10 protein-coding genes are annotated in these 12,344 nt (G+C 35.2%); 1 reads left to right on the plus strand and 9 read right to left on the minus strand.

All coding sequences use genetic code 11. The features are described 5' to 3' along the window. Positions 1-61: 61 nt before the first annotated feature. The 3 genes from IP023_RS12445 to IP023_RS12455 form a co-directional block, all read right to left on the minus strand. On the minus strand, positions 62-478 hold the full coding sequence (locus IP023_RS12445) for a hypothetical protein (protein ID WP_241790704.1): 417 nt from the start codon (positions 476-478) through the stop codon (positions 62-64). A gap of 54 nt (positions 479-532) precedes the next feature. Next, positions 533-2,137 carry a M28 family metallopeptidase gene (locus IP023_RS12450; RefSeq protein ID WP_241790706.1) on the minus strand — a complete coding sequence of 535 codons (1,605 nt, stop codon included), beginning with the start codon at positions 2,135-2,137 and terminating at the stop codon, positions 533-535. A gap of 107 nt (positions 2,138-2,244) precedes the next feature. Next, entirely contained in the window at positions 2,245-2,913 is a 669-nt protein-coding gene (locus IP023_RS12455; RefSeq protein ID WP_317224551.1) for a SprT family zinc-dependent metalloprotease, read from the minus strand. A 110-nt stretch (positions 2,914-3,023) separates the two neighbouring features. On the opposite strand from IP023_RS12455, the gene recN reads away from it, so the two are divergent. Further along, the gene (gene recN, locus IP023_RS12460; RefSeq protein WP_241790709.1) at positions 3,024-4,685 is read left to right on the plus strand and encodes a DNA repair protein RecN; all 1,662 of its coding nucleotides are present in this window, start codon (positions 3,024-3,026) and stop codon (positions 4,683-4,685) included. A gap of 3 nt (positions 4,686-4,688) precedes the next feature. Here the strand turns inward: recN and IP023_RS12465 are convergent, their stop codons facing one another. The 6 genes from IP023_RS12465 to hemC form a co-directional block, all read right to left on the minus strand. Beyond that, positions 4,689-5,219: a biliverdin-producing heme oxygenase gene (locus IP023_RS12465; protein ID WP_241790711.1), complete on the minus strand. Its 531-nt coding sequence runs from the start codon at positions 5,217-5,219 to the stop codon at positions 4,689-4,691. Then, complete coding sequence (locus IP023_RS12470; protein WP_241790715.1) at positions 5,212-7,398, minus strand: ATP-binding protein; 2,187 nt, start codon at positions 7,396-7,398, stop codon at positions 5,212-5,214. Before IP023_RS12470 ends, IP023_RS12465 begins: the two co-directional genes overlap by 8 nt. Positions 7,399-7,636: 238 nt before the next feature. Continuing rightward, positions 7,637-8,059 (minus strand): hypothetical protein, encoded by a 423-nt coding sequence (locus IP023_RS12475; RefSeq protein ID WP_241790716.1) that lies wholly within the window; start codon positions 8,057-8,059, stop codon positions 7,637-7,639. Between the two features lie 186 nt (positions 8,060-8,245). Further along, positions 8,246-9,565, minus strand: coding sequence for a glutamate-1-semialdehyde 2,1-aminomutase (gene hemL / locus IP023_RS12480; RefSeq protein ID WP_241790717.1), 1,320 nt, complete (start codon positions 9,563-9,565; stop codon positions 8,246-8,248). A 117-nt stretch (positions 9,566-9,682) separates the two neighbouring features. After that, positions 9,683-10,654: a porphobilinogen synthase gene (hemB, locus tag IP023_RS12485; protein ID WP_241790718.1), complete on the minus strand. Its 972-nt coding sequence runs from the start codon at positions 10,652-10,654 to the stop codon at positions 9,683-9,685. 81 nt (positions 10,655-10,735) lie between these two features. Continuing rightward, positions 10,736-12,322 (minus strand): hydroxymethylbilane synthase, encoded by a 1,587-nt coding sequence (hemC, locus tag IP023_RS12490; protein ID WP_241790719.1) that lies wholly within the window; start codon positions 12,320-12,322, stop codon positions 10,736-10,738. Between the last annotated feature and the right edge of the window lie 22 nt (positions 12,323-12,344).

The raw sequence follows: 12,344 nt of genomic DNA on the forward strand, positions 1-12,344 counted from the left end.
AAAAAGCTCCTTCTTAAACTTAAGAAGGAGCTTTTTATTGGTTATACATTGCACTAACTTATTAGTTCAGCAATGACCAAGTAGACCAAGGTATTCTTGATAAAATAACGATTAAAGCAACAGTATACGTAATAAATACAATTTTGTTAGCAGCATAATCAGCAGGAGCTTTCTTTGCTTTTGAATATCCAATAGTGATTATGATAATTCCGATAAGCATCATCAATGGATGCTCCAAGAAATAGAAGCGAGCACCACTATTACTCATATTTGCACCGGAAAAACTTTGAAGGCCTAAAGGGGATGTAAAGTATAAAATTAAACCTACCAATAATTGTAAGTGTGCACTGATAAAACCTATTAAAGCAATTTTGCGGTTGTACGGTTTACTTTTGAAATAATTAATAGCTGTTATAACAATGGAGATTACTAAAGCCAATAGTAATATAACTGCTAAAGTTGAATGTAGATGTTTCATACCTGTTAACATATGTTTTTGTTTTTAAATTTCTTTTGATGTTTTACAAAAATACTATTTTGAAAGTCTTTTTTCTCCTAATTCTCTAAATTCTGATTTTGCCTTGAAATTAGGGTATGTTTTTTCGTGACTCATGGTGTAACCGATATCAAAAAACAACTTAATATCTTCTAGAATACCTTGGAAATCCCAATGCTCATCCACTTGGTCTGAAGGGGCATGATATCTACCGGCAAGGGCTTTTCTACGTTTTTCTATAGCGATGGTATCCGTGGATAGTAGCTCAGATCCCGATCCCATAAATAATCCCGGTACTCCTTTTTTAACAAAATTGAAGTGATCAGAACGGTAGAATCCTCCTGAGGTAGGATTTTTCTCTCCATGTACTGTTCTACCAAATTTTGAAGCTGAACGTATCACATAATCGTCGATTTCTGTTTGGCCAAATCCTACAATAGATACATCTTTAGTCGCTCCGAGGGGACTGAATGCATCCATATTGAGATTTGCTACTGTTTTATTTAGTGGATATATAGGGTTTGCAGTATAATATGTAGAGCCTAATAACCCCTCTTCTTCAGCAGTGAGTGCTATAAAAATAATGCTTCTTTCAGGTTTTACTTTAGCGGCTTTGAAAGCCTTGGCTATTTCGAATAGTGCAGCGACTCCTGCAGCATTGTCAATCGCTCCATTATAGATAGAATCACCATTTACAGCTTCACCAACTCCCAAGTGATCCCAATGTGCGGTATAGATAATGGTTTCTTCGGGTCTTGACGTTCCTTCAATCTTTGCTATTACATTATTAGAATTAGCATATCTATATTTATTCTTTAAGCTGATAGCCGTCTTTACATGCATAGGGAATGCCTTGAATCCTTTCTTTTTGGCACTGTCCATCAAACTAGGATCTAATCCACCAATTTCAAATAACTTCTTTGCTGTAGTATTTGAAATCCAGCCTTCAAAATCTGGAACAGGCTCTTCGGAAAGTGTATTCAATTGTGGGCCACTCCATCCGGAGCGTACAACATCCCAACCATAACTAGCAGCTGGAGTATCGTGCACCAATAGTATGCCTGTAGCACCTTGTCTACCTGCTTCCTCAAATTTGTATATCCATCGGCCATAATAGGTCATTGTATCTGCATTGAACAACGTACTATCGTACAAACCTGGATCAGATACAAGTACGACAACAGTTTTCCCTTTGACATCTAATCCTTCATAATCATTCCATCCGAATTCGGGTGCTACAATACCAAATCCCGCAAATACTAATGATGTAGAGTCGATGTTTATATGGTCTTGAATCTTACGTGAACTGATGACATAGTCATCAAGATGGTTGATGGCTAAATTCCCTTTCGTTCCCTCAAATGTAATTTTCTTAATGGTTGGTTGACTGCTTATCTCAACCATTGGTACTTCTTGAAAATAGGATGTACCATTTCCCGGTAATAAACCTAAATCTTTAAATTGCTTTTCGATGTAGTCAACAGTAAGTGTATCACCTTTAGTAAAAGGTTTTCTTCCTGCAAATTCATCTGATGACAAGTCTGAAACATATTTTTTATAGCTTGCTTCTGTTATTGATGCTAATGCGGTACTGTCTAATTTGCTGGCATCAAAGTTACTGCTATTTGTTTTACAGCTCACATTAATAAGTGAGCATATAAAAAGGAAATAAAGGTAATTCTTCATAAGGATTAGTAGTTCAATCAATGTTAAAAATACAATTTTAATTATGGTTAGCAGCGCTGTATCTAATCTTTGACAAGAAATACTTCTGCTAAAGGGTGAAATAGGTACGTCCTGTTTGTAGTCAGTTCGATGCATTTGAAGCGTTTACGAAGTTTTTCTCCTTTCCGAAATTGACGACCATTTTTAAGGTTAAAGATGGTGTTTTCGGCTAAGTCTTCGATGTGTATGGAGTCTTCCGCTTTATTATCGTAGTTCTTTAGGATTCTATAGAGATTTAAATCAGTACATGAGGATGCTGCGGGATTATTCATGTAGGATGATATGGCCTCTATGATATCTGGTGGAAATATATTGAGCTTTATGAAAGGGGACATTAAATTTTTAAAATTGTCTTTCCATTCTACACCATGTGGTTTGACCTGATTTTTAAAATCTTGGTACGTCTTCAGATGGGCAAATTCATGAATAGTAGTTATCAGAAAAGAATATGAATTTAAATCATGATTGACCGTGATCTGATGAGGATTACCTTTATATGGAGCGGTGTAGTCACCCAATTTACTACTGCGACTACGCGTTACCTTAAATCGACAGCCTGTATCATTAATCCATTGGGAGATGATAGGGGCTGCTGTTTCGGGTATATATTTGCTCAATTGCTTGGTGAAATCTGCCATTTGGTACAAACTTATTATTTTATAATGATAAGATGAATTTTTTCGGACTTTCAAAGCTTCAAATAATCAAGTATATTTGATACGATTATAATCCAAGATGCTTCATTAAGCTTCTTCGAATTCTAAGATGAGAAAGTAAAAATTTAACTATTCAACATTAGTTTATGCTTGTAAGATTATTGATAAAAAATTATGCCCTGATAGATAATTCGGATATCTCCTTTCATAAAGGATTAAATATGATAACTGGAGAGACGGGAGCAGGTAAGTCAATATTAATGGGTGCTTTGGGATTAATACTAGGGAATAGAGCTGAAGGGAAGCAATTTTTTGATGATACTAAAAAATGTGTTATCGAAGGTTATTTCAATATTAGCAATTATAACCTACAATCATTTTTTCAGGAGTACGATTTAGATTACGAGCTAGAAACGATTATTCGTAGGGAGATTGCTATTGACGGCAAATCAAGAGCATTTGTCAATGATTCGCCAGTGACCTTAAATACGTTAAAGCAACTGGGGGAGAGGCTTATTGATATTCATTCGCAGCATGCTACATTGCAGATTACAACAGAAGAGTTTCAGTTATTTGTATTGGATAGCTTGGCACACAATGAAGATAATTTAGTCCTATTTCGCCAAGATTGGAAAGAATTGAAGCGCATTGATAAACACCTACGTGATATCAAGGAACAGATGGCATCTGCTAATGCAGAGTTAGATTATAATCAATTTTTGTTTGATGAATTAGAGAAGTTGAATGTGCTTTCTGGGGAAGTCAAAAAATTAGAAGAGGAGCAGCAACAATTAGAAAATGCAGAAGAAATAAAGCGTAATCTTTTAGCTTCAAATTATTTAATTTCTGATGGTGATCAGAATGTTTTATCCTTATTGAAGGAAAGTATTCAGCAAGTACAATCGGCTAGTAAATTCTTATCTGATGCGACTTCGCTCGTGGATCGCTTGCAAAGTGCTTATATTGATATCAAGGATGTATCTAATGAAATCGCTTCTGAAGAAGGTAATGTAAATGTAGATGACAAACGTCTAGAGGATATCAATTCACGATTGAGTGAAATCTATAATTTGTTAAAAAAACATCGTGTAGATACGGAGGATGAATTGATCGCTATAAAAGATGCTTTAAGTCAAAAACTACTTATTGCCCTAAATCAAGATGAGGTTTTAGAGAAATTAGAGAAGGAACGCGAAACACAATTAACTAAAGTGACTGCCATCACGGCAAAGATTCATGACCTTCGTGTAGAAACAATTCCAAAGGTGCAAAAGTATGTACAGGATGTATTGACTTCCGTAGGAATGCCTAACGCCCAATTGAAAATCAACTTAGAACAACTAGGAGTTGATAAAATTAATAGTAATGGCTGTGATGCGGTTTCATTTTTATTCTCCGCAAATAAAGGTCAAAGCCTACAAGCTATACAAAAGGTAGCTTCTGGCGGAGAATTGTCACGTGTGATGTTAGCTATTAAATCTCTAGTAGCAAAAAGTTCTGCGCTACCAACCATTATATTTGATGAAATAGATACCGGTATTTCGGGGGAAGTGGCTTTGAAAGTAGGTGAGGTAATGGAAGATTTAAGTGAAAATATGCAAGTGATAGCGATCTCACATCTGCCACAGATTGCTTCTAAGGGAACAGCACATTTCAAGGTCTACAAAAATGATAAGGATAATAAAACCTATTCTAATATACTGTTGTTAGATAAGGAACAACGTATATTAGAAATAGCACAAATGTTGAGTGGTATAAATCCTGGTGAGGCTGCTTTGCAACACGCCAAAGATTTGTTGGGACAATAGTAACTAGGCGCCAAACATCTTATAGCCATCTCTGGCACCGCTTATAACTTCTTCTAATTGATCCGCTTCCAATTCATTGATCTTGGATTGGAAGTGTTTCCAAAGTGTAGGAAGTTGCTCTTGCTGGGTAGCGAGGTAATTAAAAGTAGAATTTTGAAAGGATTCGTATTCTTTGAGCTTTTTTAAGATCATTTTATTGCCTAACATTGCGCCCAGTACGATATAAAAAAGCCCTAAAGTATGGTATTTGTCAGTATCAGCCAGTGTAACGGTTGCATTAGCTTCAGTAGGTACCCCAAGGAATACTAAATCGGCGTGAAGTGCTTCTTTTTTTGTGCTCAAAATAACACTGTATTCAGGCCAATGTAAAGTGCTGCTGGGGGCAATAGCTGCTATATAAGTGTAAGATTTACGAAGGAAATTTTTATAGTGATCTGCTGTAAATTTATTTGAAAAAAGTAGTGATGAATGCATTACTTTTTCAATACTATCATGCAGATCTTGAGTTTGAGTTTTTAATTTAGTACTATTCATTTGGGAAAGATATTTTAAATGTTGTTCCAATACCTAGATGACTATCTATGCTTATTTTTGCTTGTAACTTATCGACAATTCTCTTTACGATAGACATACCAATGCCATCACCTTCAAATTCCTGTGCATTAGACAATCGCTTGAAGATACTGAATATATGTGGTTTTTCTTCTTCGGAGATTCCGATGCCGTTATCTTTAATATGATATATTGTATTGTTTTCTTCCATGAAACTATCGATAGAAATTCTAGTGAATTGCTGTTTACTACTAAATTTGATAGCGTTATTGATAAGGTTCATAAAAAGCTGAAACAATAGTGTTTTCTCTCCATAAATAGGCAATAACTCTCCTAAATCAACCTTATAATTATCAATTTTATAATTTTCGAGGGCTTGATTAATGAGTTGATTGATGAAAATATCTGTATTTATATATTCATAAGGCAAGATATCGGGCGTTGCTTTAGTGGATTCTAAGGTCTTGTTTATAATTTCATTTATGAGTGTCGTAGCATCAGCAATATTTTTGGAAAATTGGTAGATCTTTTCACGTGAGATCTCTTTTCTTATTTGAATAAATTGTGCTTTTATTTTTATTTCTGTCAAAGGATTCTTCAAGTCATGCGCCAATTGGTGCGTGTAGGTTTCTAGCCTGTTGTTAACTTCTATTAATTTTTCATTGAGTTGCTTGACAGGAATTATTTTTTGTAGGATAGAATTTCGTATCAATTTTTCAACCATGATTATGAAACCTTGGTCTATCAAAGACCATTTTTCTGATTGTCCTTTTACTTCATTTAACCATAGCTGGAATGATGTTCTAGGTGAATAGTGTATTACATTCTTTTCTTTACAATAGATGGGGTATTTTTGGGGTATACCAGCCCATTTTTCCGCTATTTTAATTTCTTCGCGAAACCAATATACAGAAGAATTATGTTGATCATCAAAACTAATGCGTGCGATGCCTGCCCAATTTGAATGGTCTATTTGTAGCGGTTCATTGTAGGTGAAATTGTGCGTGGTATAAATATTCTTCGCATCAATATTTTTATTTATATAAGCATGGATTTTGTCAAATTCATTTTTGTTAGGTGTTTTTCCTATAGTATAGAAATAATTTGCTGATTTTATTATCATCCCATGCGCTGATAATTTAACCATAAAATCTTCCGCAAATTCCATTAAGGTATCTTCCCAAGATTTATTATAATAAAGCCTTTCTTTTAAATTGATCTCGAGTTCTTTTATATCTTGCTGTTTTAAAAAAAATTTACGTTCCTTTTTTACTAAATATTTGCTAGCCGCATATTGTGTTATAACTAAGCACAAATACCTGTAATCATAAGGTATATATTTTGGCGTAAAGTTTTGACAAGTTACAAGTCCCCATAATTTATTTTCTATAATGATAGAAAAACTTGCACTAGCCCTGACACCAAAATTTTCTAAATATTGTAGATGAATGGGGGATAATGCACGTATCTGTGAATGTGAAAGATCTATATTTGAAGGCTCTAATCCAATGATATTTGATGTTGTGGCATAGATATCATGAACTTGTCGGGAGTGGTTCTTCTCATATAGTTGTCTCGCTTGCTGGGGGATGTCAAATTCCGGATAGCGATACCCCAACAGCTTCTCTTTATCTGGGCTTGTTTTTTCGGCGATTACGATACCACTGCTATCCTCTAGAAACTGATAGACCATTACTCTATCATAGCCCGTTACGGTACGGATATTTTCAACTAATACTTGCCATGTATCTTCGGATTGGTCTAGTTTTAGTTGAAAATCATTCAATTGACTTATGTGTATGATTTCTTTTTCATTCTCCTCAAACTCAAAGAATATTTTGTTATTATTCGTGTATATGGTTAATTGATATGTTTTATTATTAAGGATTATCTTATAAGAGGTCGTTTTATCTATGAGTGAAGATGGCAATTGCTCATGCAGTATAAAGCTATCATTACTACTACTTTTGAAGTAAGGCAAGAAATGATATATATCCTTATTTAATATATTTGCTGTATCGCAGTGCAGCCAGTCAGAGCAATTTTCACTTACAGCAATACAGTTTAGATCCAAATTGAATATAATTAGGTAACCAAAACTCTGGATTTTGCCGCACAAATGAATGGCCTCTTCATAACAATTTAAGGTTAATACGGTCATGATTATTTAGGTTTATTTCATGAATATGGTTAAGGTATTTTTTTTTGGTGCACTTAAATATAATAAATTATACTAATAAAGAGTTCATGATTTTTAAGGTTTGATTGTTTTTAATCTATATATTTTGACCGGGTGGTTGATATAGATATCGTGCTATACGAGAAACACCTAAATGATAATCTACAGTATTAAATATCATTTAGGTGTTTAAATTTTGTTATTGTGAATAGTAATTTATTTAACTACCACCATTGTCAGCATCAGTAAGTGTTATTTTGGCTTTCATATCCTTGTCAATAGCATTTGTATTACCTCCAGGTAATACTTCTGCAAAGACCGTAACATAGCCTACTGTATAGTCAAAGCTATAATGTACATTTTTGATCGTCGCAGGTATAGCGTTATAGTAACCTGCAGCATCTTTAAATTCTAAAGCTACCTGCACTGTACCTGATTCGTAGTACTGGTTATCTAATTCTGGGAAATTTAATTCTGCATAATAAATATTCGTAGAGCCACTCACCAATTTCCATTGATTTGGAGTAACATTTGTAGCATAAGATATACCTGGAAGGTAGTTTGTGATATATTCTTTTGTACACGAGTTAAGTGTAACTAATGATGCGCTTGCAATGGCAAATGCGAGTAATAGTTTTTTCATATTTGAGGTATTTGTTTTTCATATTTTAGGACAATATATAATATCCTAAGGTTTAATGTAATATCAAAAATATTGCCAAATTGGCTTATAGAAATAAGATATCGATTAGTTCTACCTTTTAAAAGGGTATAGAACCATTCGATATCTTATTTATCTTTTTCGTAGAACTATCTTTTATAAAGATATTTATTCAAAGGCGATTAATAAAGATTCCTTTAGTGCAGCAAGTGAAGTTGCCAAATCCTCTGCTGTATGTGCAGCGGAAATGAATCCTACCTCATAGCCTGAAGGGCCAAAATAAATCCCTCTATTCAATAATTCTCGGTGCATGATTTTATATTTTACCATCGATGCTGGGTCTATTTGATCAGCTCTTTGTATTTGGTTATCTGAAGTAAATGCAAACCAAAAGATAGATCCAATAGTGAAAATCTTAACTTCTAAGTTGTTTGCTGCAATAAAAGTGCGCAATTCTTCAACAAATGCTAAAGTTGTCTTTTCCAATTTTTCATAAAAGCCCGGTTGTGCTAATATGCTCAAGGTAGCAATTCCCGCAGCCATAGCAACAGGATTACCTGATAGTGTTCCTGCTTGGTAAACAGCTCCATCAGGAGAGATGTTGCTCATGATTTCTTTGGAAGCACCATATGCACCTACTGGCATACCTCCACCAATTATTTTACCATAAGTCAAGATATCGGGTTGGATATTATAATATTTAGCTGCTCCTTCAAAACCTAAGCGGAATCCTGTGATCACTTCATCAAATATCAATAGTGAACCATTCTCTTTTGTGATCTCACGCAAGAATTGGATGTACTCTTTATCTTGAATCAATAAGCCATTATTAGCAGGGACACCTTCAATAATAACGGCCGCTATTTGATCTTTGAAATCCGTGAATACTTGCTTTATTGCTTCTTTGTCGTTTAATGCTATAACGATAGTTTCATCAGCAAATGCTTTTGGCACACCTGCAGAAGAGGTTTCACCAAATGTTACTAATCCTGAACCTGCTTTTACTAATAGCGAGTCGGAGTGGCCATGGTAACAACCTTCGAACTTCACTATTTTATCACGTTTTGTATAGCCTCTAGCTAAGCGAATAGCAGACATCACAGCTTCTGTACCTGAGCTTACAAAGCGTATTTTTTCAATGAATTTATTATTAGAAAGAATAAGATCTGCCAAATTGTTCTCCAATGCTGTAGGAGCACCAAAGCTCAGCCCTTTACCTAACTGTGCTTGCACAGCTTCTCGGATTTCAGGCGTATTATGTCCTAAAATAAGGGGTCCCCAAGAACAACAGAAATCTATAAACTCGTTGCCATCAGCGTCCCAAATATGTGCTTTATCTCCTCGCTCAATAAATAAAGGTGTACCATATACAGATTTGAAGGCGCGGACAGGTGAATTTACACCTCCAGGGAAATAGTTTTTTGCTTTTTCGAAAAGTTCTGCCGACTTTTCTCTTGATATATCTTGTGCTTTCATTGTCTTGCTCATAAATTATACAAAGTTATCCATTTAAAATTAAAATAGATTCATCATGTTGTCAGGTTTTAGCTATAAGAAAAGCATCACCATATAGTGATGCTTTTCTTGATTCTCCAAAAAAAGATTTTATTTTATCCAACCTTTTTCGATTGCTTCTTTTGCGTGGTAGGTTAATATAGAAGTTGCTCCGGCACGTTTGAAACTTAATAACGTTTCCATGATAGCCGCTTCGGACAACCATCCGTTAGCGATAGCTGCCTTCAACATCGCATATTCACCAGATACATTATAGGCTGCAATCGGTAAATCAAAGTTGTCATTCAATAATTTGATGATATCCAAATAGGGAAGACCTGGTTTTACCATTAAGAAATCAGCACCTTCTTCCATATCAAGTTGTGCTTCGATCAGCGCTTCTCTAGTGTTTGCAGGATTCATTTGGTATGATTTCTTATCTCCTTTTTTCGGAGCAGAACCTAGCGCATCACGGAATGGACCGTAGAATGCTGACGCATATTTTGCAGTATATGACATCAAGGAAACATTCGTAAACCCATTTTCATCCAATATATTACGGATATAGCCGATACGACCGTCCATCATGTCGGAAGGAGCGATGATATCTGCTCCTTTTTGGGCATGTGCTAATGCCATTTTGCCCAATACTTCTAATGTTTCATCATTTAATATTTCGCCATTCTCAACGATACCATCGTGACCATCGGAGCTATATGGATCCATAGCGACGTCAGTAACAACACATGCCTCTGGAAAGTTTTTCTTTACTTCTTCTATGGCGCGTAAGTATAAAGTGCCTTCGCGGTAGCTTTCTGTAGCATATTTATCTTTCAATGATTCCTCTACAGCAGGGAATAAGTCGAATGCTTTAAGTCCGATATTCATACAACTATCGACTTCGCGTAGCAAGTTGTCAATAGAATAGCGATAGATACCTGGCATTGATTTAACCTCTACTTTTTGGTTTTCACCATCTACAATAAATAAAGGGAAAATTAAATTTGAAGCAGAGATATGCGTCTCTTGAATCATATCACGAATGACAGCTGACTTTCTATTTCTTCTTGGACGTTGTAACATAATATGTACTATTTGATCATAATCTGTATCCTCGTGCTATTTTTTTACGTGAATACAGATTAATGAGGTGAATTTTTTTAATTATATATCTAAACCAAATACAGCTTCTGCTAATCCCATTTCGTCAGGAGAGAATGGTAATACGTAAGATAATCCCATTGCTTCAATAGGTTTGGCTGTAGAATATCCGATACAAATAATCTTTTGATTCGGCTCAGCTAGGTTTTCTTTGAAATAGGCCTCTACATTGCTAGGGCTTGTAAAGATTAAGACATCAGCACTCGAGGCGCTAACATTATCCTCTACAACGGTTTCGTAAATTGGCATATCAATTACCGTCGTAGCTGCAGTCAATGCATTTTGAATACTCATCAGCGAATCCTTTGCACGTGGTATAAATACCGTTTGACCATCTACTAACTTGGCAAACTCTTTAGCAATTTCTTCTGTGCTGATTCCTAAATCATCACCCGAAAAATCTGCTATGCGGCCATATTTACGTAGAATAGTTTCAGAACCTCTTCCTAATACGCCAATTTTTGTCTTTTTTAATAATAAAGGCTTTAGGTTAAAGAAATGCTCTATTGCATTCTTACTGTTGAAGAAGATCCAATCTGCACGCTTTAGAATAAATGAATCCAATGTGTTAATTATTGGATATACTTTTATTAAGGAGCGATCATCAATAGCAATATTGTGTTTTTTTAGTGATTTGGCAAGGTATGAGTGCTCGTCCAAATCTCTCGATATGAATACTGAGCTAGGTAATTTTCTATCTTTTTGGTATTTGGCAAATATTTTCTCTGCCATTCCTTCCGTCGTTTCCGACTGTAGATAATAACGATCTGGAAAATCCTCATTTGTATCAGCTATAGATGTCCACGCTTCAAATTTACCATCTTTTTCACGACAATAACATCCTAATGGCGCATGGCAACCTGCATCAAACATATTTAAAACTTTACGTTCGACGGCGATAGTTTTTGCTACAGCCGCATTGTTTAACTTCTGTAAAGTATCAAATAGGTCTTTGTCTGTTTCACGGATTTGAATTGCTAATACTCCTTGAGCAGGAGCAGGGATTACCTCCACAGGAGCAATCTCCACAATGTGGAAATCTGATAAATCCATATCTATACGTGTAACACCAGCTTTGGCTAATACGATAGCGTCGTATTTCTCATCACGTAATTTTTGAATACGTGTTTGAAGATTACCACGTAAGTCTGTGAATTCTAAATCTGGTCTCAACGATAACAACTGTGCTTTTCGACGGTTGGAAGAAGTTCCTACAGTAGCATTATGTTTTAGGGATAATCGTTTGGTCAGGTCTACACAATCTTTGTGAATAATTATGACCTCTGAGGGATCTTCACGCTCTGAAACAGCAGCAATAATTAATCCCGGTGGATTGATTGTTGGTAAATCTTTGTGCGAGTGAACAGCAAGGTCAATTTTAGAACTTAATAATTCTTCTTCTAATTCTTTAGTAAAAAAGCCTTTACCTTCAAGTTTGTCTAATCTTAGGTGTTGAATGATATCACCTTGAGTTTTGATGATTTTCAATTCTGCTTCGACGCCGATTTCTGCCAATCTATCTTTAACAAAATATGCTTGCCACAAAGCAAGTTTACTACCTCTTGTTCCTATTATTAATTTTCTATTCACTGCTAATGATTTACGTTTCGTA

Source organism: Sphingobacterium rhinopitheci (assembly GCF_022627575.1).
GTDB classification, from domain to species: domain Bacteria; phylum Bacteroidota; class Bacteroidia; order Sphingobacteriales; family Sphingobacteriaceae; genus Sphingobacterium; species Sphingobacterium rhinopitheci.